Genomic DNA, 22,109 nt, shown 5'->3' on the forward strand with positions numbered 1-22,109 from the left:
ATGGATACTATTAGTCATACACTATCAATAGGAACTCCCAATCAAGGAATGGATCTTTTTTGTAATGTGAGCATAGACGGAACACATCTCTTCCGTATGCACTGCGAGTCTTTCGTCGGAAATTTTCTGCGTGATATTCATGGTATGATGCACGGGGGCAGAACCAAGCGTCTGATATCTCCTATCTCACAATATATTCCAGATTATTCTATAACAAGCATACGTATTCACGAAGGAGCAGTTGAGCTATACCGATACTCGCTTTCAAATATATTTAACAGTGGTAGCCAAAGCCCAAACCCCAATGGAGTAGAACCTGTATGGGTTCATATTTGGGGATGTCAATCGGTTCCTCAATTAAATGGAACCTGGGAGGTAGAGGGCACACATTCAAATGGTAACTATGTTCGCCTCAAAGATGCACCAACTACCATTGATCCTACTTCCTATGTAGCCGATGATGCTACCGTCATTGCAAAATCTTATCAATCTATTGGAGTAACCCAGCGATATTGTGCTCCAATTCGAAAGCTTTATCCAACACTTGGCACTGGAAACAGACCTGTCAGCGTATCTGATGTCGGATTAGAAAATGTAGTTGATGCCCTCTTGTCAAGAGGGGCCGTCTCCGTTTCAGGAGTAATAACAGACCAAGAGAAATCTATTTTCACGATATCTGCCCCCTTCACGAATGCATCAGGACAGGATATTTCTATACAAGAAATGGGACTCATGACCTACCTCAATACAGATCGATCAGCGGGATGTAACATTGGCAACCTATATGCTAGAGATATACTTCAATCAGCCATTAACTTACCTGATGCTAAGACGTTAACTCTCGATTACGAATGTAAATTTGAGCTCGAAAACTTTAATCAAAATACCAATTTAAATGGCACTAATGGAGGATTATTAGCTGAATTTGCAAATGCCGTGCGAACACAAGCCGTAAACACAACAAACTCAAGTTGGGCCCGAATTCTTATGGCTTCACTAGGCGGTGGGACTTCGATGTGTTCCCTTGAAGAAGTCGCTTCTGATAATGACCAAGGGTGGAAATTAGGATTACGTCTTGGACAAAGCAATAAATTTGTCTCCATGACTGATACCGCTCTCTCCCCTGATGCAAACCAAGATACCCCCTATAACATTGGTGGAATCACGCACGGAAGTGGGGATGGACAGTTGATTCACCACGGCATGTATATTGATGATAATGTGACCATTGATGAGGCCAATAATGAGGCATACTTCAACATATCCCGCGTTTTTGAAAATCGGGGGACGACTGATATTACCATCAAAGAAATCGGGTTATATACTAAAAAAGATAATACCTCAAACCGATTTCAATCGAAATTAGTTGCTCGTAAAGCTTTAGCACCTGCCGATCAATTCACGATTATGGCTGGCCAGATGCGAAAGGTCAATTATAAAATGAAATTGACCGTTTGATGACCCTGTCCCTTTCCTTGTCAACCGAACTTACCTACGTGCGCTTGCGTGGCCTGATGCCTTACTTTTCCGAAGCATCAAAGCGATATGGTATCCCGCTGATGTTATTATTGGCTATCGCTTCCCGAGAAAGCCGAATGGGACTGGCCTTATCTGCTGATGGTACCGGAGATCATGGAAACGGCATCGGTATTATGCAAATTGACCGGCGATATCACCCCGGATTTACCAACCGCCACAACCCACTGGACCACCAAGCCAATATTGATTATGGGGCAGAGTACTTGGCAAAGCTACTCCGAGAGTTTGAGGGCAACCAAGCCCAAGCCGTAGCAGCCTATAACGCTGGTCCAAATAAGGTTCGGTCCGCTATTTACGCGGAGCTTCCACCCGATTCGGTAACGACCGGCCGAGACTACAGCCGCGATGTCCTGCAACGAAAACAGCTTATTGGCCAGCTACTCGGCCTTTCCAAAGCAACCAGTTTGTCCGTGTACGTCCTTCCGATGACCGCTATAGCCTTTGCAACTTATAACTACTACATGACCACAAAAGACCATGAACAGCGAATCTAGTTTTATCTATTATGATTCCCAGGAAGATGAAGGGCTGGGACGAATCCCAGCCCTTCCCCTCAGTCGCAGTTTACCAACTATCAATAAACCAACCCTGCGCAATAGAAGGATTATTCAACCGAAACGAAAAACCCTTCCTAAACCAACTATAAAACCTCGGCCCCTACCAAAAAAGCGACCCGTTATTGACAGCAACCCCGTACCCCCACCTGCTAGAGTCAAACTTACACCCAAAAAAATCAAATCCAAGAAACGGTCTAAGTCGGATGAAAAAACGACTTCCCGTGTCCGCGTTCAGAATTCCGCAAACCCAGCTGCTACAAAAACAGCCAGTGGAAGCGGAGGTATACTGGATGGAACGGTCAAGGTCGGAGGCATAGAAATTCAAAAGAAACATGCCGCAGTAATCGGTGGTGCCACGACCGGCGGGCTCTTGCTTTGGAAACTACTGTTGTAACTCACTTCAAATTAAACACTGAAATAGGTACCCAACTATGGAAACAGAATATACCCACGCCAATAAATGTAATTGTAGATGCAATGCCAGCGGACTCGGTAACTCAACCGGATACATTAGCAAACCCTGCAGATGCGGGCAAGGCTTAGGAGAACCTACGAAAGAGAATACCACCGAAACCCAAAAAGATCTCATTACGGAAGCTAAGAAATACATCAACGGAGAAATCCCACCAAAAGTAAAAGTGGCAGTGGGTATTGGAGTTATCGGACTACTACTGCTAGCAAAAAGGAGAGGACGCTAACATGAAAATCAAAGATTTTACAGCGCTATTGGACAGCTACGGAAACCACTTCGCACTGACCGAATTTGAAATTCAAGGGCCTGGCACAATCAAAAGAATAGACATTGGGTTTTTGCGCTCCTTTTTGGCCTGGCGCCGATGGCACGAGCTGCCAACTCTTATCAGCTCTGCCTGGCGAAAAGGAGACCAAAAGTCCCATGGCCACGGAATGGCATTTGATGTACTGCTATTTGACCAATGGCTTAAACACCAACCCTCAGCCCTACAGCACTGGCTCCTCGCCACAACCTGGGGATTCCAAGGCGTAGGCTTGTACTTTGATTGGAGCTACACGAACAAAGAAGGTAACAACGTACCGGCTATCGGCTTGCACGTGGACGGATGGGCAGGAAACGGGCGGTCCCCGCGCCCACTACGGTGGCTACGAATTGGCGGCCAGTATTATTACCAGTCGTTAACCGGTGGACACTTCTATTGCAAATCGAATAAACAATCCATTACGCTGGATGAGGCGATAAAGCGGTACGCCCCATGAGCAACTCCCAAGCAGATGGCTTTTTCCAAAAATACAAGGAGCTGATTGTCACTACGATTATCTGCTTGTTTCTGACCGGTATCTACGATTCCATTAACAACCAAACCGCTGAAATCAAAAAGTGGTATGAGCTGATGATCGGGATCAACGAAAAAGTCAAAGTGCAAGCTGACAATCTAAACAAATTAGAAAAAAACTTGGAAACACATGTAGAGCGTACGAACGTCCGCTTCAACGATCATAACAAGCGAATTAGAACAATCGAATTTGAGGTCCTGCCATACAAGCCATCCTCAAAGACTTTCCCTTCAACCCATGACACTTCACATGCCAAAGATCATTCACACCATCATTAAGACAGTACCGTCCTTAATCAGTTTGTTTAAAAGCAAAACTCCTGAAAACGGGAAAAGAATTGTAAAAAGTGGCGTGGCCAGCCTTTCAATAGCTGGACTTATCTCCACAGGAAAACTGTCTGCATCTGGAGTTGATACAACACTTTTGCTCATCCTATCTATCCTAGAGATCATAGGATATCTCTATGGCATGGTAGCCATTTCTTCAGGTATGGCCCAAACCAACGGCATTGACCAGCTACTCCAAGGCCAGGGAGAAGGTTTACAAAAGCAACAGGCAAAAAACCTGGGACGCCAGTGGCTCACACAAATCCAGAAGAACCAACATCAAAAGCTACCAGGCAACTCTTTGTTTGATGACGACTGCTCCGACCTCCGAATCAAAGCCATGGATATTTCCCGTTACAAAACCCATAACCCAAATGAGAACAACTAATGACTATTTTCTTAACATTATTATTTACAGCCATCCTGTTTCTTACCATCCCCGAATGGATAACCAGCCTGGTATCTCCGAATAACCTGGCCGAGATAGGTGTGATTATACTCGGAATGGTTGCCTTGTCGGCCTCGGTTCAAATCCGAATCCTGTTTGAAAAAGCCCAAAATATTCTTCGCCTGTACGGGCAATACACCAATCCCAACAGTACAAAAGGAAGAAAACTCTCCCCTCAAGAAAAAGAGCGGCTATTAGATCTTTTCTTGAATGAGCTGCGGGTTGTTATGGACCAGTTTGGTGGAAAGGTTTTGATACGGATAGGAGATTTAACTAAAAAAATCTTAAATAAAATCTTTTAGGTATTCAGTAGGGCTCTTGCTATTAGAGCCCTACTCTTTTATTTCCAAGCATCAATAAAACACCAAATAAAATACTTCTTCATAAAGAACATGATTCCTACTTCAGCCCAAAACTAAATTGAAAAAATAACCGGACAGGATCATTCCCAAGCCTATTGTCACGAAAAATCCTAACAACAATCTTTTCTTCATTACCTTTTTAAGCAGAAGGGCTTCTGGCAGCGACAATCCAATGGCTCCCATCATAAAAGCAATAGCTGTTCCCATGGGTACCCCCTTGCCAATTAAGGATTCTATTACGGGTAATACACTCACCGCATCCAAATAAAGCGGAATAGCCATAATAACCGAAAAAGGAACAGCTAATAGATTATTGTCAGCCATATATTGCTCAAAAAATGTCCGGGGTACATAACCATGGATAAACGACCCGACTACCATGCCTGCAAAGACGTAGGGTATTAATTTGCCAATGGTCGTATAGGCTTCCTGGTGAATACTTGGAAGGCGTTGCAGAAATGGTTTAGAGTCTTCCTCAACGGTCATCTCTTTATAGTCAAGTTCTTGAATCCAATCCGCCACATACTTGCCGAATCCCATCTTCTCTAACAAGATTCCTCCTACTACACCGAGGACAATACCCGACAATACATAGATCAGAGTAACCTTCCAGCCATAACTGACCCAAAATACGGCAATCGCTACCTCGTTTACCAGTGGAGATGTAATTAGAAAGGAAAGTGAAATTCCAAGGGGCACCCGACCCTGCATCATACCAACAAACAGTGGGACTGACGAGCACGAGCAGAACGGGGTTATGGCCCCAAGAGCCGAAGCAAGAATATTGCCGACTCCCACTGTTTTGTTTTTTTCCAGAAAAGCCCCAATCCTGTCATACGACAAATAATCCGTAATGATGCTCATGACATATATTGCTATAACGAGCAGAACCAATATCTTTGAAAAATTAGCCACAAAGAAATGAGCGGCTTCGGCGTACCACAGCTCTTTTGAAAGGGCTAACACATCAAATATCAGATAGTCCGCTAATGTCACAAATAAATCAAATAAAGCATCCATAATTTATTGGGTTCTGTTAAGTAATTGTTTCAATCCATCCAGTCCGCCAATGTTTTCGTAGCTGCGAACCTCCTCATCAATGACAAGAGCTGGGAAATTCGTGGTCCCATATTTCATCGTCTCTTGTAGATCAGACGTTTCTTCTATTTCGACCGACAACCCTTCTTCGTCGGCGGCCTGTTTAATCTCATCTTTGATTTCCTTCGAAGATGAACAGTTACATGCAGATTGTAGAATTTTGACTGTAATACGCATAGGTAGTAAAGATTTGTAATTAGAGTTAAGTACCGGTAAATCGACTACGATTGGTCAGTGTATATTCTTTCGTCCTGGCCTAAGTCTTTAGTCATGGCTACTGCACTTGATGGGCAAATCTGGGCAAACTCATCACTTTGCAATACCACCTCGGGAATCTCTTTTCTTGACAGTTCCTTGTACCCGATGTCCTGGAAAAACCTGTCGGCCGTAGTGGTCAGCAGATACATTGCATCGATGCCCAATTTCTTGGCATAGGATTCAATGTTCCGGACAAGTACTGTTCCCAGCCCCGATCCACGGTGGTCACTGCGGACAGCTAAGGACCGGAGAAGACCATGCCCATTATATATTTCCAGTCCAATGGTCCCTATGGGCTCGGTGTCTCCCTTTACGATAAAGAAATGCTGCATATGATCGTTGGTAAGATCCCGGCTGGGCAGCCCACATCCTTCAAGTATGTTCCGCACTGTTGATAACTCTTCTAGTTTTGCTTTTTCTATTTGATAATCCATTTGTGTATTCATAATAAGTCGTCGTTCGTATTTTAAAGTCTTGTTTTGTAATCAGGTAAATGTTTGATATCCGTTTTCGCATATTCGATAAAGGTCTCCCCGCCCCCACTTTGGATTAGCAACAACAACCCGCCAATAATGGCCAGGTCACTTGCGATCGGTAGTATTTGCCGTTGGAAGAATAGGGTGGTCAATAAGGTGCCAATTATGATACATTGCGAGACAACCGCTACCTTATATCCCAAAAACAGAAATAATCCCCCACTTAGCTCTATGCCAATTATGAGGGCCATAAACACCGATGGAAATGGAATTCCCACGGCTGTTAGCCCCTCAAGGAACTCTTCATAGGAGATCACACGCGTAATACCGCGCGTGATAAAAAATCCGGCTATGGCGAATCTGGATATCGTTGTAAGTTGTTTTCTCATCGTCTTTGGAGTTTTGTTCCTATTTCTACTATAAAGACGAATGAGATTTTCAAAAGACGAGATTTGCTATCTCTCTCTGAAACTTTTTTGTGAAGGGAGGATTATTTAGCAGTAACTACGTAAGGCAGGCCCGTAGGTCAGGTAAGAACGGACCTATTATCTTATTGACTCAATGGGTCACAACCGATAATCTGGTTGTTGCTATCATATTTTAGCTGACAACAACGCCGGTTAAACTGAATCACAATTTCCTTTCGGGCTTTTTGTACCCGTGATTTAAAGGTGCTGTAGGGAATGTTGAGATGCTTGGCGGCCTCTTTTTGGGAGAGGGATTTTTTAAAAACTTTCAACAACACATCCTGCTCTTCCCTGCTGTATTCTTCAATTAGTTCCATTAAACATTTGCTGATCTCTTCAATTTCAGACTTCTGAGCATCTTTAAAACGGGTGTCAGCAGAAATAGATAAATCGTCAAGCGAATCTTCTTTTTTCTTGCGCGTATAATCGATCAGCGTATTACGAGCGATGCGGAATATCCAAGACTCATAATTACCAATACCTTCCAGCTTCTCTTCGTTGGTAAATACCTTTTGAAACGTATCCTGCATGAGATCACATGCCATATACTTCTGGTCCAATCGTTTTTGGAAATAGCGGCAGACCCGATTGGAATATGTTTGCCAAAGATGTTCCGTCATTTTATTAATCGTAATTGGGCGATTAATTATTAGGTGTTAATTAATCGTATTATTGCGATAAAGTCAAATAACTATTTTGATTACGTATAAGTTTGGGAATCCCAATCTACCAGTTAATTAATTCCACTCATTTGAACAATTTAATGCATGTAACCGATACGCCTCAAAAAGGGCCGGAATTCCAAGCGGAAATGCCCAAATTGTGGGGAGGGATTAAAACCTAAACAGAATGATTGCTGCGTATTTTGCTCCTACGGTGATACTCCATGTCCACCTGTTCAAAAGGAGAAATCCTGCTGCTAATTATTGTACTGATCTGAAGCAATAACAGTTGGAGAAGAAGTTTACATATTTAGCCCCAATGGTAAGGAATTTCATGTCACCATTTGTTACCTACAAATAGCTTAATCCTTATGTTTGAAATCTATTAAATTTTACCGAACTTTTCCTGCGCTACTCTCAAGTAGCGTCTCTCTTGATGAATAGTCAGGGCCCCGGCTTTGAACGGCCGAGGCTTTCTTAATTTTGCCTTCCTCAGGATTCTCAATCCAATGACATTAAAATTATATCAATAGCTAGTAAAACATATATTCGACTATTACACATTATAGTGTAGATAGTGAAAACCCACGTTATTCAACGTGAATCAAAGTTGTTCAATTTTTAAGCCTCTATTGAGTCATTTCGCATTTCTTCCAGTGGAGGTTACATGTGATATCATAGGACAATTCATAGTCACAATGGGGAAATTATGTTAGCTATACTCACCACTTTTTTTCATCTTCCTATATTGATCCCTTTACTGCTCTGCCATTCTTTAGTACCCTGAATTGGGAATGCATAGTACATGGTTGATTGGAATTACTAGCGACTCGGGTAGATATATTCATTATGTCAACGATTTAACTTAAACAATTACATAGATGCGCAAGATAACCGTATTAGGGGGAGGCATGGTTGGCAGCGCTATAGCTGCAGACTTAACACCCGATTTTGATGTAACACTGTTTGATATTGACAAAACCAGGTTGAGTCACGTCCAACAAAAATATGATGTCCAAACTAAGCAGGCTGATCTTTCCCAATCGCACTTATTAAAGGAAGCTATCGGAAATGCGGACTTGGTGGTTTCGGCAGTACCCGGGTTTATGGGGTTTGATACATTGCGAGAGATTATAAAAGAGAAAAAAGATGTAGTTGATATCTCATTTTTTGATAAAGACCCTTTCGAGCTAGACGAATTAGCGCAAAAGCATGATGTGACTGCTATTGTTGACTGTGGAGTAGCTCCGGGTATGAGCAATATGATTCTGGGGTATTACGACCAGCAAATACATATTGAAGAGTTCGAATACATGGTCGGCGGCTTACCGGTGAAACGCAACTGGCCATATGAATATAAGGCCCCCTTTTCCCCAATTGATGTGATTGAGGAGTACCTTCGGCCCGCGCGAATGCGAATCAATGGGGAAATGGTGACAAAAGAGGCACTGTCCGAGCCAGAATATGTAGAATTTGACTCCATTGGTACGCTCGAGTCGTTTAACACGGATGGGCTTCGAACCCTGCTCCAGACGATGGATATCCCCAATATGAAAGAAAAGACGCTCCGCTATCCCGGCCATATTGAGTACATGCGGGTATTGCGCGAAACAGGTTTTCTCAGCAAAGAAAAGGTAGAAGTAGGTGGGTGTAACATTCGCCCCCTTGATCTTACGGCTAAAATGCTTTTTCCCAAATGGGAATTGGCGGAAGATGAAGAAGAGTTTACGGTAATGCGGGTTATTATGCGTGGCCTGGAGGATAGTGAACCCTTTGAAATACGCTATGATCTGTATGACAAGTTTAACAAAGATACCGGGATTTCGTCCATGGCCCGGACAACTGGTTATACAGCCACAGCTGTGGCGCGATTAGTTATATCGGGTAATTACGGTAGAACGGGGATCATAGCACCAGAATTTCTGGGGGCAGACGCCGAAAGTTTTACAAATATTCTCGATTATCTAGAAGCCCGCGATGTTAATTATAATGTTAGCCGCCAGTAAATCTGGATAGAATTAGATATAAATAATTATACGATAGGGCTTCTTTCACATACAATTTTCTTATTTCTTCTTAAATAAGAAAATTTAGGATTCATCCCCCCCTTCGTTTACAAGACTAGTGCCTACCAATCATGATATGTCTTAACATGGTCTTCAATATTTTAGTAAATCAAGATCAATTATTTATTTACAAATATTAATTTTCTATATAAAAAATAAAGGAGTATTATGTCTTCTGTAAGATTACCAGTGATATATTTATTATATCATCTAAGAAGGCATAATACTCATTTGTATTTTAGGAATTTCAGCAATTATAAATAAAATCAACAAATAATATAACTGAATCATATACTGAGGAGTATATTCGATGGACACGGATCAACGCTTCAGAAAATATTATCAAACAGATCGGTACAAAGGGTTTTATAAGGTGAAAGAACGCTTTAACCAGTTTTCGAGAACGACATTTCTCATTTTTTCAAATGGGGAGAAAAACATTTACACCAGCGGAATATTTTCCGAAGATGCTATGGTTAAAGCGTTTAAAACTATTGACCGATACCATGCGCAAAAGAGGCAAACGGAAAGCTTGTTTGTTGGCGTCTAACAGGAGCTTGTTACATGATTCACTATCTCAACGTTTAGGTCATAAGTAGCAACATTTTGGGCCCTGTATATTTCTTTAAACGTCATATATAAATATTAAAGCTGATTATATTTTTTATTGCCACAGTTCATCTTTTGAATTTGACAATAAAATTCTCAACTTTGAAGAAATTTTAGGTTCAGTATAACATCAACGAATATAGCATTGTTAGCCCATGATATTCCGTTGGCATCTAGGGTTATTTTAAACAGTATCTTTTTGGGAGTTACGGTACAATGGGAGATTACATGAAGAAGGTAGCATTACTGCTATCCAAACGATCCGTACTATTACTGCTGGTATATATCATTGTTGCCACATCCTGGATCTTTATCACCGATCAACTTGTCCAACCGGTGGCCGATAATTCGGACACTGCCTATCTGTTAATTTCTCTGAAAGATTGGATTTTTGTTGTCGTTAGTGGATTAGTGTTGGTCTACTTTGCTAGTCAAAAGCGAGAGGCGCAACAAGATTTGGCCAGCACCGAACGTAAATATCAGAAACTGTTTCAACACAGCTCGGATGGTATTATGCTTACCAATCCCAACGGAGCTATCTTGAAAGTAAACCCCGCCGGTTGTCGCATTTTAGGTCGTAAAGAAGAAGAGATTAATGAGTTAGGACGTGAAGGAATAACCAAGAATAATGAAAAAATGCAGGAAGCTCTTAGGAGACGAGAGGAAACCGGCCATTTCTCTGGTGAGCTGACATTCATTCACAAAACGGGGAAACCTATTCCTGTTGAACTGACTTCCTCCGTTTTCCATACGGAGGGTGAAGGGCTTCAAACGAGCGTTATTTTTCGCGATATTACTGACCGAAAGGAACATGAGCGGCTCCTCCAAGAGCAGATTCGGATGCGTGCCGCCATCATGGAGGTCGGGGCCAAAGCCCTCGAGGCAGGTAAGCTAACATCATTTTACGAGATGCTCACCCAAGAAATGACCACTCTACTCGATGCCCGGAGAACCCAACTGTTTCGCTTTACGGAAGACTCTGGAGTGCAGCTGCTGGCCAACAGTCCACCACTGGAGAAATCCCCAGCCTATGGCCATGAATTCGCGGACTTACAAACCATCAACACGCCACAAATTATACAACCCGACCAGCTCCAACCGTTAACCCAACGAACATCTGATTCCTCGGTTAGCTACGGCGTCATTATTCCTGGGGATTCCGGGCCGCTTGGATTTGCAGCCGCCCAGTATGCCGACAACTATGAGCTAAATACCAATGACGAGCTATTCCTTAAAGCCGTGGCTCATATTATTAGTATTACCACGGCTCGCAAGCAAGCCGAACAACAACTCCAGCAGTCCCTTGACGAAAAGAAAACACTGCTGTCTGAAATTCACCACCGCATTAAGAATAATTTGGCCGTGATATCGGGATTGCTAGAAGTGCAAGCCCTAGAAACAGAAGATGAACAGGTTCGATTCACGCTTCATGACAGCCAACAGCGAATTCAAACCATTGCTACCATCCATGAAAAACTCTATCAAAGCAGCACGCTTGCGGAGGTGGGCACGAAGCAGTTTATCGAAGATCTAATTAGTTCCATCCACGATACTCAAAATCCCGGCACCCAACAAGATATTTCCTACGAAATGGATATCGAAGATATTAGCTTGGATATGGACCAAGCCATTCCGCTCGGCCTTATTGTTAATGAGCTAGTAAGCAATACCTACAAACATGCCTTTGAAGAACAAAAGCAAGGTCATGTAACCATACGCTTGGAGACCAAAGATAATACGATACGCCTTCAGGTCACCGATAATGGGAAGGGACTGCCAGAAAATTTTACCTTGCAGCAAAGCAATTCATTAGGCATGAATCTTATTCAAACCCTGACTCATCAGTTAGAAGGAAAGCTCGAATATCAGAACACAGAAAATGGATGTGAATTTACCGTAACAGCGCCATTACCGCACTAAGTATTATTACTAATTTCTAATAGCATTTTTCTTTATTTATTCTAACTTTGCTAAGCTTTCAATAGGCTTAAAATATTAAACAAGAGAGACAAAACAACTAACTACTATATTCTTTTTACTCACTATTTATCTCTGATATTAATGGCTGAAATATCTCCTTTACATAGCACCATTTTCAATATATACTAAAAAAGTTAAGATATAAATGGTTAGTTGGATCCTTAATAATACACATCCAATACTGCTTTGCCTAAGAGAGCATTCCTAATGACCGCTTACTATGGACATCAAAAATATTGCTTTTTTATTTGCCGACAATCCCAATCCCATGTGGGTCTATGATCCCGAGGACCTTTCGATCAAACAAGCAAATGACGCGGCCTGTGCCCTCTATGGATATTCAAAAGATGAATTCAATTCTTTAACCATTGCTGATCTCCGTCCTGAAAGCGAGATCCCGAAACTAAAAGAGGAAGTCGCCAAGCAACTAGATAGCTTTAGCGAGGCCGGTATTTGGAAGCATCAAAAAAAGAATGGAGACATCCTTTATGTACGGGTTCTTTCTCATCCAATCTCGTATCAAAACAATAAATACAAGCTCGTTACTGTCCACGATGTCACCAACAAAATTCAATACAAGCACGAATTACAGCTGCTGCTTGAACATAGTCTGGATGGGATCATGCTTACTGGTCCCGACGGAGAAATATTCAAAGCCAACCAAGCGGCTTGTGACATCTTAGGGATGTCGGAACAGCAGATTATCGAATTAGGTAGGGAGGGCATTGTCCATAAGGATGACAAACTTCAGGAGGCTCTGGAAAAACGCAGTCGTACCGATGAATTTTCTGGGGAATTAACATTTATTCACCGTTCTGGTCGGAAGATTCCTGTGCAGTTAACTTCATCGGTTTATACGAATCCGCAGGGCGAACGGCGAACAAGCTTAATCTTTCGCGATATTACCGAGCGCAAAGATACCGAGCAAAAACTGCAGGATATTGTCGACCACAGTACCAATCTGTTTTACCGGCACAGTCCTGATCACAAGCTTACCTACGTAAGCCCACAATCCGAAGAATTTTTAGGCTGTTCCCCTGAAGAGGCAAAACAAAAATGGACCAAATTTTTAACCGATCATCCTATTAATAAAAAGGCAAAGAAATATGCCGATAAAGCTATTAAAACCGGCCAGCCACAACCCCCTTATGACTTACAGCTCAAAAAGAAAACGGGCGAAAAAATATGGGTGCGTGTCAATGAGGCTCCTGTAGTAGAAGATGGAAAAACGATAGCCATTGTCGGCTCTTTAACGGATATAACTGAGCAAAGACGATACGAAGAGCAACTGCAAGAAACCCTGGAGCGCTATAAATATGTCACGAAAGCCACGAATGATGCTATTTATGAGTGGGATATAGAAGATGATAGCCTTTTCTTGGGGGAAGCGTTCAGCGATTTATTCGGTCATGATCCAGGGTCAAATAACTATACATTGGACGAGTATACCCAGTTTGTGCATCCAGAGGATCATTCTGAAGCTCAGGAATCCCTTGATCGTACCTTGGAAGATCCCTCCAAGCATTATTGGAAACATGAATACCGGTTTAAGAAATCTGATGGCGAATATGCCCATGTCGTCGAAAATGGGTATATCATCCACAATGAAGACGGTGATGCTATTCGTATGATAGGCGCCTTGCGGGACGTGACGGAACAGCGGGATCTGGAACAACTCCTTGAGCAAGCATACCGTATAGGCCGCATCGGAGCATGGGAATTAGACCTGGAAACAGAGACCTTGTATTGGTCGCCCATTACCAAAGAACTTCACGAGGTTAATCCGGATTTTGAACCTGATATAGAAACAGCCATCAACTTTTACAAGGAAGGAGAGAATCGGACAACCATCAAAGAAGCGGTTGAACAAGCCACCGCAGACGGGACGCCTTGGGACGAAGAACTACAAATCGTTACCGCCAACGGAAACGAGCGATGGGTCCGTTCGAAAGGAGAGCCGGAAATAGTCGATGGGCAATGCCAACGAGTTTATGGGGTATTCCAAGACATAAATGATAGAAAAAAAAGAGAACAGGAATTAAAAAAAGCCCGAAAAAAAGCCGAGGAAAGCGAAGCTCGGTACCGTACGTTATTTGAAAACATGAATACCGGTTTCGTGCTTTTTGAAGTGGTTCTGAACAAACATGACGACCCGGCCGACCTTACTATACTTGCTGCCAATAAAGCTTTTGCCAAAACTACCGGGTTGAATTTAGAAGAGGCTATTGGCAAGCGCCTTACAAAGGTGTTACCGGGCATAGAAAAGGATGAAGCCGATTGGATTGGCACGTATTCAAATGTTGCACTCACAGGAAAAACGACTCAGTTCGAAGAAGGCTCGGAACTGTTAGGAAATTATTATAACATTTCTGCTTTTCCGGCTGGGCCCAAACAGTGCGCTGTCACTTTTTTGGACATTACCGATCGCAAGCGGTATGAAATGAAGTTAGCTGAAAGCGAGGAGCGGTTGCGCCTGGCCACCGAACAGGCAGATATTGCCGTTTGGGAATATGACTTCAACACCAATTCCATGTCTCGCTCTAGGAATCACGATCAGTTATATGGGCTTGAGTGGCAAGACAAATGGGATATCAATACATTCCTTAATGCCACCCACCCCGAAGACCGCGAGTATTCTCATTCCTATATTCAAAATGCTGTAGCCCCGGGCGGGCCCGATGATTATAGCTTTGACTTCCGTGTAGGTTACCCCGACGGTTCAATACATTGGCTATCTGTGACCGGTCGTGTCATTGAACGCGACGAAGGTGGGCAAGGAATGAAAGTGCGCGGCACATTGACTGATATTACAGAACAAAAAGAACGTGAGAAGCAGCTCAGAGAAATCAATCGAAAAGATCAATTGATTTTGGAATCTACTGCGGAGGGTATTTATGGTCTCGATACGGAGGGAAAATGTACGTTTATCAATAACGCTGCCTCCAATATGTTGGGCTACCGAGCGGAGGAGTGTATAGGCAAGAATATGCATGAGTTAATTCATTATAAATATGCGAATGGCGAGCACTATCCTGAATCGGAATGCCCTATTTTTATTTCAAAAAACAACCATGAAAGCTGTAGGGTCACCGATGACGTATTCTGGAGAGCCGACGGCTCTTGTTTTGACGTAGAGTACACTTCCAGTCCTATGGTTGAAGATGGAGAGATAATGGGAGCCGTGATCGCTTTTTCTGACATCACAGAACGAAAACAGCATGAGCGGGCTTTGCATGAATCCCTAAAAGAGAAAGACACTCTCCTGGCCGAAATCCATCACCGGGTGAAAAATAATTTAGCCGTGGTCTCAAGCATGATGCAGCTCCAGGCCTTCGATGAAGACGACCAAGTGCTTAGACAAAAGTTAACTGACAGCGTTAGCCGTATTCAAACTATGGGAACGATCCACGAGCTGCTCTATCAATCAAATAGCCTTTCAAGCGTAGAATTCGGCAAAAACATTAGAAAATTAGTAACAAATATTGCTGAAACGTTTCAACCCAAGATTGATTTGGATATTTCATATGACTTAGAGGAGACTAAACTAAATATCAATCAAGCCGTACCGGTTTCCCTTATTATTAATGAAGTCATTACGAACGTTTTTAAGCATGCATTTGACGAAAAGGACCAGGGAACACTTCGGCTAGAGATGAAAAAAGAAAGTGACACGGTAACCCTTCAAATATCAGATAATGGGAAAGGGCTGCCACCAGATTTTCAAATTTCAAAGAATGCCAGTTCACTGGGACTACAACTCATCGATACCCTATCGCAACAATTAGAGGGAGATTATAGGTATGAATCTGATAATGGCAAAACGCATTTTAAATTAACGTTTCAAAAAAGAGATACAAAAGGATCGGGAAGTTCTCTTCTAACTTAATTTCAAGGTACTATCAAATTTTCTTAATTCTCCTCTATTTATTACCTAGCATATATCAAGCGACTAAAAGAGGTGTTTTACAACACCTGATCTAATCCCTTAATAACCATCTCTGAAAGCATATTATAACCCCAACTACACAGGCCCCAAACAAAAAACCCTCAACACCAGCCAAAACGGTCTCGGTGATAAAACCGAAATTCGGTTCCCCAAAGAAGCGCCCAAAGGCATCGAATTGGAGTTGCGAGTCGGTAAAAGAACCCGTTAGAAGATCCAAGCTTCCACTCATAAGACGTCCACCAGCCATTGATATCAGCACCCCGGCTATTCCACTAGCACTGGCTGCAGCTACCACTGGTCGTATGGAACGGGGCGAATCAAAACCCCCACCGATTGTTACCCCTATTCCTACCGCAGCACCTAATGCCGCTCCTTCCAGGCCCCCGGTAATACCTTCCGGTGACATGCCAAAGAGGAGGGTAAAAGCATCGACGCCCAGAAGTTTTGCCAGCCCGCCTATCACTAATCCACCAACGGCAGCGCCAATAACTGTCCATATCTTTTCCCCGTTTGTCGAGACGATTGCTATGGCCATACCAGAACTCACTCCTAAACCCCCCATCCCTCCGATAATTATATTAAGAGCGATAAGGACCAACAGCATCGATATGACACCCATTCCAGTATCGCCAGGAGCATAAGCCAGCCCGAATCCATACACCAAACCTCCTAACAAGCCAGCTAGAACACCTCCGGTGGTACCAGCGCCGCCAATGAGCACACCCCGATTCAGCGGATATAACTTATTTGATTTAGATATAGGCGTTTCTGATGTGCTTGATGAAGCGGGCTCATCCTGTGCACCCTTGGAAGAAGCATTGGTCTTCACTAATCCGATAAATCGGTAGCCATAGCCGGGTACCGTCTGTATGTACTGGGGATTGGAAGCATTATCCCCCAACTGCTTGCGAATCTCCTTTATGCACTGCGTGAGTGCCGAATCACTTACTACAACATCGTCCCATACCTCTGAGAAAAATTGGTCTTTCTCCACAAGCTGCCCATGTTCTTGGACAAGAAGCACCAAGGCATCAAAGTAGCGACCATTCAGTTCAACCTGCCGGCCATCCTGCCAGAGCTGCCGGTTTTCCACATCGAGATCAAAATCATCAAATCGGTAATGAGAATAGGGTTCAGAAGACATAATTATAATTGCTCACAAAAATATTATACCGCGCTCACGTAGCTCAGCCGACGCATCTCTATATTAGCTAAAGATAATATACCATTGAAGGTATGTAATACAGACTTTCAATATAACAATCAAAATCTAACATCTACTTTTTCTAACAACCTAATATGGATACCAGTAACAGGGTTAAGCTTCACAAATTATTATCAGGATTGATTATTACGGTCGGTATTCTACTAGTAATCTATATGATTGCGGTAGAGGGAGAACTCGGTGCCCTACCCCTGTTGCTCATTACATTCGGTACGGGGTGGTTGCTTATTACGTATTTCAAATCTCAGCGGTAACAACACTAATTTTAAATAAAATGACAGAAATGGCTTTACTCGATACATTGACCAACCGGACAAATGCCCGCAATGAGGCAATTCTCGCCTTTACCCTAGCACTGGCAGCGGCCGTGCTCATAAAGATCCCTGCACTCTTTGGCATTCACCTCGATCAGCACGAAAGTTTTTACCTCCGGAATATGAGCCTGTTCGTGCTTCCAATGTTGACCGGCTATTTTATCTGGAAACGCCAACTGGGGGCTCAAACGCTCATTGGCCTGGCAATTGCCTTTATTGCAGCTGGGATCATTGCGAACAGTTATCCATTTGATAAGGGAAGTGATACCGAAGTCCTCTTGGCACTTCATCTGCCCATCGCACTTTGGCTGATTGTAGGCATCGCCTACGCAGGTGGGCGGTGGCATCAGCCCGGCAGGCGCATGGAGTTCGTTCGATTCTCCGGGGAACTGTTCATTTACTTTGTGCTACTCGCCCTCGGTGGAGGCGTCTTGTCGGGCTTCATGGCGTTGATCTTTGGGACCATTGGTATCGATATCGAACCAGTTTTTGAGTCTTGGCTATTGCCCTGCGGAGCCACCGGCGGGGTAATTGTTGCCTCGTGGCTTGTGGAAACTCGAAAAAGCATGACCGAAAATATCGCGCCCGTACTGGCACGTCTCTTCTCTCCCCTTTTCGCCATCATACTGATCACATTCTTGGGCACGATGCTATGGACCGGCGGTGGCATGGATATCGAGCGGGACATCCTCATTGCTTTTGATATGCTTCTGTTGATTATAATAGGACTTCTGCTGTATAGCATCTCTTCTCGTGATCCCAACTCTTCTCCTAGTGCATTCGATATGGTACAGGTTGTGCTGCTGGTGAGTGCATTGCTGGCTGACGTGGTAGCCCTATGGGCAATCACCGAGCGAATTACTGAATTGGGGTTTACGCCGAATCGCCTGGCGGCCCTGGGGATGAATATCATTCTTCTAGTGAACTTAGCCTGGTCTACGGTGCTTTACATACGCTTCCTCAGTGGGCGTGGATCATTTCAGTCGATCGAACAATGGCAGACGGACTACCTTCCGGTTTATGCGGGATGGGCAGCAATTGTTGCAATCGCTTTACCGCCCTTATTTGGATTTATTTAAACAATTGAATACAACTTTATAGGCACATTACAAATATTGAATCAAAAAGCGATAATACTTATAAACACAGATATTTCTGTGAATTGTATCATCATCAGTCCTGACCAGTAGTGACAAGTAAAACTTCGCTTTTTATGAGACAATAAAAAATAGTAAAAGTAAATCTGATCCTAGTACCCAGGGGTACTTTTATATAACAGGGTATGCTTTTTTGAGGGGCCAATTTTTTAAATCAACATCGCTTTCGGACCCTGGTTTTGGCCCATGGGGTGCCCAATGAGGCTCATTTTGGCAAGAACTGAGTTAACCTTGATCTACCCCCCGCCCTAGTAAAACATAAAAAAACCCTTTAATTTAATTCCTATCGATTAGTTATAAATTTAGGGAGTAATTTTTTTAAACCACGGCAGCCTTCCTATGGGTACATCAATATTTTCTGTAGTAGGCCCATCATAAATATTCCCATTTTCTGCTTTCCAAGTGCCTTCTGGAATCTTAACTGTTCTCTTTCGTTGACCTTTTTGTACTACAGGAGCAACCATTATCTCGGGACCTAACATAAATTGATCTTTTATTGTTGCGTAGCCACTATTGGGATATGTATAAGCCATGGGCCGAACGATAGGCTCACCAGTTTGTGCAGACTCTTTTGCTAATTCTAGAATAGTATCCCCCATTTTAGAATGAAGCTTTGCCATCTGCTTCACTCTCCGTTGATTTTTTTGGGATAAAATCCTCCAAGGAGCAACTGAAAATTGCATCATGGGCATTAACGCATGGACTTGGGCTGAACGAACAATCAATTCCTCATCCATCGTTGATTCATCTAAAAAGGCCGTAAACTGACCTCCTCCAATCATATCAGGACAGGTAAAAGCATATCCCATCAATCCTTGAGCAACAATACCAGGGATCAATTTTTGCAGATCCTCCCAACTATGATCTTTATCTCGTAATCTTTGGGCTAATGGGTATCCAGCCATTTTCCAAGAGGCGCGATATTCATTCAACGGATAGTCCAATCCAATCTCTGCAAAATAACGGGTATGGTCATTGGGTAGTGAAGGCTTATGAGATTTTAAATTTCCCTGATAATGATGGGTATCTCCACCGTCAAACTTAAAACCATCAACCCCATATTCTTTGACCAAGTAATCGAGCTGACCTTTGAACCACGACTGGGTATCAGGGTTGCTTAAATCTAAAGCAGCACTTACGCCATTCCACCAACGAATCATCGCAGGCTCTTCATGTGAATTATTCAGCAACATATCTTTTTCAGCCAGATCACGATATACGCGAGAATCTGGACTCACCAATGGGACTACCCATAGCATTACCTTAAAACCCATCTTGTGGAGTTCATCCATCATTTTTTTTGGATTCGAAAAGCGTTCTGAAGAAAACTTCCAAACCCCATAATCTTTCTGCCAATTGTCATCAATCATAATTACCCCGGGTGGATATCCCTGGTCAATAATATTACGAGCATATTCCAAGATATCTTCCTGGTTCTGATCATACATTAACTCAATCCACGTATTATATTGGGGAGCGGTGAACATAAGAGCGTTGGGATATTCACCTTGTGGAGGGAAGAACTGTTCTTTGCTAAACTGAAACGCCTCTCGCAGATTATTGTCCTGCTTGCCAGCTTTTATCTCGCCATACTCACTGGTGACCTTAATGGACCCTTTATCAAAATGATAGGCAATAGGTTTAGACGACCAAATATACCTTCCATGACTTGAAAGTAAGAGTGGTTGGGCCTGGTTCCCATAATTATTCCCTAATAAATCACGCTTTAGAGAAGTCGAAGAGGAGTAGGGCATTAAATGGCTATCCGAACTCACTCCACCCCACCAGTACTCGTTTTTTTCCATTTTTAGCGAAAGGGTATCTTGAGCTTGTACTTCAAAACAACCAAACCCCAGAAATAAGAAGATTAATAATACACCTATTTGCTTTCTAAGCATAGTAAAAAAGTTAAATTGATTAAAATTTAGCGTTGGGATCAAATATTTGTGTATTATCAACCCACTCTCCACTAGTAAAGTCTGGAAACTCAACCGGCTCACCACCTTGAGCTATTGAATTTTCTGAAAGTGGAAAAATAACGCTCCAAGTTGCTGCATCGTAAACATCTTGGGGGGTGTGCGCTTGATTCTTGATAGACTCTACAAAAGCATTCCTTACAAAATAATCCATCCCTCCATGTCCAGAACCTTCCGCTTCACGTTCATGACGTTTCCACAGATCTGCATCAAACTCATCCTGATATTTATTAAACTTTTCCCAGCTATGAGGCTCACTGCGTCCACGAATATGGATTGAGTCATTATCTTTCTGCCAGATTCCGTTGGTACCCTGCGCCCTAAATCCAAGTGAGTATGGTCTTGGTAGTGTAGTATCAAGGGTAACAAGTATAGTTTCACCATTTGAAGTCGTTAGCGTAGTTGTAATAATATCTCCATTCTTCCAATCTACTTCAGCATTTGGATGATCTTCGCCTCCATAATATTCAATATGGCTTTCTAAGCCTTTTGCTTTTGTGGCATTTGAGCTTAGTTTTACAAATCGATTACCACGATTAATATCCAACCAGTGAGCAACAGGACCTATCCCATGGGTTGGATAAAGATCCCCATTTCTTTTTGTGTAATGCTTGGTACGCCAGCTGGATACACTTCCTGTTCCGGGACCAAATTCTAAATCATCATTAAAAAGATAAGGAGTTAAATCATGCTGATATCCGCACCGCGCGTGTATCATTTCTCCAAACAGCCCCTCCCGGACCATATTTAAAACAGCCATGACATCTCTACGATAACATACATTTTCGAGCATCATGCACGGCATGCCGGTACGCTCTGAGGTTTCTACTAAATCCCAACAATCCTCTACCGTTAGCGCAGCCGGAACTTCAACCCCAACATATTTGCCATTTTCCATGGCAGCAATAGCTTGAGGAGTGTGGAATTTCCAGGGCGATGAAATAATTACACCATCAAGATCATCTCTTTCACAAAGCTTTCTGTAATCCTCTTCCTTAGAATATCCCTCTGGCCTATCCTGTCCCGCATCTTCTACAAGGTCTAACCCCCTTTTTAGGTTTTCCTTTTTAGGATCCAGAATTGCCTTAACCTCAACATCATCACGATTTAACATTCCGCGAAGATGTCCGGAGCCTCGAGCCCCTACCCCTAAAAAACCTAGAGAAATGGTTCGATCATCATTTCCTTTAAGAATAGAAAAAGGGGCTATTGAAAGTCCAAGACCAGTTAAAGCTGTCGTTTTTAGAAAATCTTTCCGATTTATATCGTTACTCATGGCAATACATATTTACTTGTTATCATTTTGCAATCAGTACTGATAAATAGTTTTTA

22 protein-coding genes and 1 pseudogene are annotated in these 22,109 nt (G+C 42.8%); 15 read left to right on the plus strand and 8 right to left on the minus strand.

Annotated features, from left to right (window positions below; translation table 11 throughout):
• From ACQ76V_RS07630 to ACQ76V_RS07665, 8 genes are read left to right on the plus strand one after another with little or no spacing between them, the layout of a single operon-like run.
• Entirely contained in the window at positions 1–1,458 is a 1,458-nt protein-coding gene (locus ACQ76V_RS07630; protein ID WP_440999893.1) for a hypothetical protein, read from the plus strand.
• Positions 1,458–2,033: a transglycosylase SLT domain-containing protein gene (locus ACQ76V_RS07635; RefSeq protein WP_440999894.1), complete on the plus strand. Its 576-nt coding sequence runs from the start codon at positions 1,458–1,460 to the stop codon at positions 2,031–2,033. Before ACQ76V_RS07630 ends, ACQ76V_RS07635 begins: the two co-directional genes overlap by 1 nt.
• Positions 2,017–2,490 carry a hypothetical protein gene (locus ACQ76V_RS07640; RefSeq protein WP_440999895.1) on the plus strand — a complete coding sequence of 158 codons (474 nt, stop codon included), beginning with the start codon at positions 2,017–2,019 and terminating at the stop codon, positions 2,488–2,490. The genes ACQ76V_RS07635 and ACQ76V_RS07640 overlap by 17 nt, the downstream gene beginning before the upstream one ends.
• Positions 2,491–2,527: 37 nt before the next feature.
• Positions 2,528–2,794, plus strand: coding sequence for a hypothetical protein (locus ACQ76V_RS07645; RefSeq protein ID WP_440999896.1), 267 nt, complete (start codon positions 2,528–2,530; stop codon positions 2,792–2,794).
• A gap of 1 nt (position 2,795) precedes the next feature.
• A complete protein-coding gene (locus ACQ76V_RS07650; protein ID WP_440999897.1) occupies positions 2,796–3,329 on the plus strand; it encodes a hypothetical protein in 534 nt (177 codons plus the stop codon).
• Positions 3,326–3,685: a hypothetical protein gene (locus tag ACQ76V_RS07655; RefSeq protein ID WP_440999898.1), complete on the plus strand. Its 360-nt coding sequence runs from the start codon at positions 3,326–3,328 to the stop codon at positions 3,683–3,685. Before ACQ76V_RS07650 ends, ACQ76V_RS07655 begins: the two co-directional genes overlap by 4 nt.
• Positions 3,657–4,121 (plus strand): hypothetical protein, encoded by a 465-nt coding sequence (locus ACQ76V_RS07660; protein ID WP_440999899.1) that lies wholly within the window; start codon positions 3,657–3,659, stop codon positions 4,119–4,121. The genes ACQ76V_RS07655 and ACQ76V_RS07660 overlap by 29 nt, the downstream gene beginning before the upstream one ends.
• Positions 4,121–4,483: a hypothetical protein gene (locus ACQ76V_RS07665; RefSeq protein ID WP_440999900.1), complete on the plus strand. Its 363-nt coding sequence runs from the start codon at positions 4,121–4,123 to the stop codon at positions 4,481–4,483. Before ACQ76V_RS07660 ends, ACQ76V_RS07665 begins: the two co-directional genes overlap by 1 nt.
• Positions 4,484–4,585: 102 nt before the next feature.
• Here ACQ76V_RS07665 and ACQ76V_RS07670 read toward each other — a convergent pair whose 3' ends face one another.
• From ACQ76V_RS07670 to ACQ76V_RS07690, 5 genes are all read right to left on the minus strand, one after another.
• Complete coding sequence (locus ACQ76V_RS07670) at positions 4,586–5,563, minus strand: permease (protein WP_440999901.1); 978 nt, start codon at positions 5,561–5,563, stop codon at positions 4,586–4,588.
• Between the two features lie 3 nt (positions 5,564–5,566).
• Positions 5,567–5,818 carry a thioredoxin family protein gene (locus ACQ76V_RS07675; RefSeq protein ID WP_440999902.1) on the minus strand — a complete coding sequence of 84 codons (252 nt, stop codon included), beginning with the start codon at positions 5,816–5,818 and terminating at the stop codon, positions 5,567–5,569.
• 44 nt (positions 5,819–5,862) lie between these two features.
• Positions 5,863–6,345, minus strand: a complete 483-nt coding sequence (arsN2, locus tag ACQ76V_RS07680) for an arsenic resistance N-acetyltransferase ArsN2 (RefSeq protein WP_440999903.1) — start codon at positions 6,343–6,345, stop codon at positions 5,863–5,865.
• A gap of 20 nt (positions 6,346–6,365) precedes the next feature.
• A complete protein-coding gene (locus ACQ76V_RS07685) occupies positions 6,366–6,764 on the minus strand; it encodes a DoxX family protein (RefSeq protein WP_440999904.1) in 399 nt (132 codons plus the stop codon).
• Between the two features lie 161 nt (positions 6,765–6,925).
• The gene (locus tag ACQ76V_RS07690; RefSeq protein ID WP_440999905.1) at positions 6,926–7,462 is read right to left on the minus strand and encodes an RNA polymerase sigma factor; all 537 of its coding nucleotides are present in this window, start codon (positions 7,460–7,462) and stop codon (positions 6,926–6,928) included.
• Between the two features lie 192 nt (positions 7,463–7,654).
• Between ACQ76V_RS07690 and ACQ76V_RS07695 the strand changes: the two are divergent.
• From ACQ76V_RS07695 to ACQ76V_RS07715, 5 genes and pseudogenes are all read left to right on the plus strand, one after another.
• Positions 7,655–7,765 (plus strand): annotated as a pseudogene (locus ACQ76V_RS07695) (GDCCVxC domain-containing (seleno)protein); the annotation flags it as partial.
• Positions 7,766–8,385: 620 nt separating this feature from the next.
• On the plus strand, positions 8,386–9,510 hold the full coding sequence (locus ACQ76V_RS07700) for a saccharopine dehydrogenase family protein (protein WP_440999906.1): 1,125 nt from the start codon (positions 8,386–8,388) through the stop codon (positions 9,508–9,510).
• Positions 9,511–9,880: 370 nt separating this feature from the next.
• A complete protein-coding gene (locus ACQ76V_RS07705; RefSeq protein WP_440999907.1) occupies positions 9,881–10,120 on the plus strand; it encodes a hypothetical protein in 240 nt (79 codons plus the stop codon).
• 287 nt (positions 10,121–10,407) lie between these two features.
• Entirely contained in the window at positions 10,408–12,099 is a 1,692-nt protein-coding gene (locus ACQ76V_RS07710; RefSeq protein ID WP_440999908.1) for a PAS domain-containing sensor histidine kinase, read from the plus strand.
• A gap of 280 nt (positions 12,100–12,379) precedes the next feature.
• Positions 12,380–16,045, plus strand: coding sequence for a PAS domain S-box protein (locus ACQ76V_RS07715; protein ID WP_440999909.1), 3,666 nt, complete (start codon positions 12,380–12,382; stop codon positions 16,043–16,045).
• 91 nt (positions 16,046–16,136) lie between these two features.
• Here ACQ76V_RS07715 and ACQ76V_RS07720 read toward each other — a convergent pair whose 3' ends face one another.
• Positions 16,137–17,249 carry a winged helix-turn-helix domain-containing protein gene (locus ACQ76V_RS07720; RefSeq protein WP_440999910.1) on the minus strand — a complete coding sequence of 371 codons (1,113 nt, stop codon included), beginning with the start codon at positions 17,247–17,249 and terminating at the stop codon, positions 16,137–16,139.
• Positions 17,250–17,404: 155 nt separating this feature from the next.
• Here ACQ76V_RS07720 and ACQ76V_RS07725 point away from each other — a divergent pair, with 155 nt between their 5' ends.
• Positions 17,405–17,584, plus strand: a complete 180-nt coding sequence (locus ACQ76V_RS07725; RefSeq protein WP_440999911.1) for a hypothetical protein — start codon at positions 17,405–17,407, stop codon at positions 17,582–17,584.
• A 29-nt stretch (positions 17,585–17,613) separates the two neighbouring features.
• The gene (locus ACQ76V_RS07730) at positions 17,614–18,723 is read left to right on the plus strand and encodes a hypothetical protein (RefSeq protein ID WP_440999912.1); all 1,110 of its coding nucleotides are present in this window, start codon (positions 17,614–17,616) and stop codon (positions 18,721–18,723) included.
• 380 nt (positions 18,724–19,103) lie between these two features.
• Here ACQ76V_RS07730 and ACQ76V_RS07735 read toward each other — a convergent pair whose 3' ends face one another.
• Together ACQ76V_RS07735 and ACQ76V_RS07740 are read right to left on the minus strand one after the other, a co-directional pair.
• On the minus strand, positions 19,104–20,699 hold the full coding sequence (locus ACQ76V_RS07735; protein WP_440999913.1) for a glycoside hydrolase family 31 protein: 1,596 nt from the start codon (positions 20,697–20,699) through the stop codon (positions 19,104–19,106).
• A gap of 19 nt (positions 20,700–20,718) precedes the next feature.
• Entirely contained in the window at positions 20,719–22,053 is a 1,335-nt protein-coding gene (locus ACQ76V_RS07740; RefSeq protein ID WP_440999914.1) for a Gfo/Idh/MocA family protein, read from the minus strand.
• Positions 22,054–22,109: the final 56 nt, after the last annotated feature.

It is taken from the genome of Fodinibius sp. SL11, assembly GCF_052060035.1.
Taxonomy (GTDB): domain Bacteria; phylum Bacteroidota; class Rhodothermia; order Balneolales; family Balneolaceae; genus Fodinibius.

What these genes read in the sequence shown, in the direction of transcription:
- ACQ76V_RS07630 (WP_440999893.1), top strand. Translation starts at nt 1, where the DNA reads ATGGATACTATTAGTCATACACTATCAATAGGAACTCCCAATCAAGGA.
- ACQ76V_RS07685 (WP_440999904.1), bottom strand. Translation starts at nt 6,764, where the DNA reads ATGAGAAAACAACTTACAACGATATCCAGATTCGCCATAGCCGGATTT.
- ACQ76V_RS07710 (WP_440999908.1), top strand. Translation starts at nt 10,408, where the DNA reads ATGAAGAAGGTAGCATTACTGCTATCCAAACGATCCGTACTATTACTG.
- ACQ76V_RS07640 (WP_440999895.1), top strand. Translation starts at nt 2,017, where the DNA reads ATGAACAGCGAATCTAGTTTTATCTATTATGATTCCCAGGAAGATGAA.
- ACQ76V_RS07705 (WP_440999907.1), top strand. Translation starts at nt 9,881, where the DNA reads ATGGACACGGATCAACGCTTCAGAAAATATTATCAAACAGATCGGTAC.
- ACQ76V_RS07700 (WP_440999906.1), top strand. Translation starts at nt 8,386, where the DNA reads ATGCGCAAGATAACCGTATTAGGGGGAGGCATGGTTGGCAGCGCTATA.
- ACQ76V_RS07635 (WP_440999894.1), top strand. Translation starts at nt 1,458, where the DNA reads ATGACCCTGTCCCTTTCCTTGTCAACCGAACTTACCTACGTGCGCTTG.
- arsN2 (WP_440999903.1), bottom strand. Translation starts at nt 6,345, where the DNA reads ATGAATACACAAATGGATTATCAAATAGAAAAAGCAAAACTAGAAGAG.
- ACQ76V_RS07730 (WP_440999912.1), top strand. Translation starts at nt 17,614, where the DNA reads ATGGCTTTACTCGATACATTGACCAACCGGACAAATGCCCGCAATGAG.
- ACQ76V_RS07735 (WP_440999913.1), bottom strand. Translation starts at nt 20,699, where the DNA reads ATGCTTAGAAAGCAAATAGGTGTATTATTAATCTTCTTATTTCTGGGG.
- ACQ76V_RS07670 (WP_440999901.1), bottom strand. Translation starts at nt 5,563, where the DNA reads ATGGATGCTTTATTTGATTTATTTGTGACATTAGCGGACTATCTGATA.
- ACQ76V_RS07740 (WP_440999914.1), bottom strand. Translation starts at nt 22,053, where the DNA reads ATGAGTAACGATATAAATCGGAAAGATTTTCTAAAAACGACAGCTTTA.
- ACQ76V_RS07665 (WP_440999900.1), top strand. Translation starts at nt 4,121, where the DNA reads ATGACTATTTTCTTAACATTATTATTTACAGCCATCCTGTTTCTTACC.
- ACQ76V_RS07715 (WP_440999909.1), top strand. Translation starts at nt 12,380, where the DNA reads ATGGACATCAAAAATATTGCTTTTTTATTTGCCGACAATCCCAATCCC.
- ACQ76V_RS07675 (WP_440999902.1), bottom strand. Translation starts at nt 5,818, where the DNA reads ATGCGTATTACAGTCAAAATTCTACAATCTGCATGTAACTGTTCATCT.
- ACQ76V_RS07645 (WP_440999896.1), top strand. Translation starts at nt 2,528, where the DNA reads ATGGAAACAGAATATACCCACGCCAATAAATGTAATTGTAGATGCAAT.
- ACQ76V_RS07690 (WP_440999905.1), bottom strand. Translation starts at nt 7,462, where the DNA reads ATGACGGAACATCTTTGGCAAACATATTCCAATCGGGTCTGCCGCTAT.
- ACQ76V_RS07720 (WP_440999910.1), bottom strand. Translation starts at nt 17,249, where the DNA reads ATGTCTTCTGAACCCTATTCTCATTACCGATTTGATGATTTTGATCTC.
- ACQ76V_RS07660 (WP_440999899.1), top strand. Translation starts at nt 3,657, where the DNA reads ATGCCAAAGATCATTCACACCATCATTAAGACAGTACCGTCCTTAATC.
- ACQ76V_RS07650 (WP_440999897.1), top strand. Translation starts at nt 2,796, where the DNA reads ATGAAAATCAAAGATTTTACAGCGCTATTGGACAGCTACGGAAACCAC.
- ACQ76V_RS07725 (WP_440999911.1), top strand. Translation starts at nt 17,405, where the DNA reads ATGGATACCAGTAACAGGGTTAAGCTTCACAAATTATTATCAGGATTG.
- ACQ76V_RS07655 (WP_440999898.1), top strand. Translation starts at nt 3,326, where the DNA reads ATGAGCAACTCCCAAGCAGATGGCTTTTTCCAAAAATACAAGGAGCTG.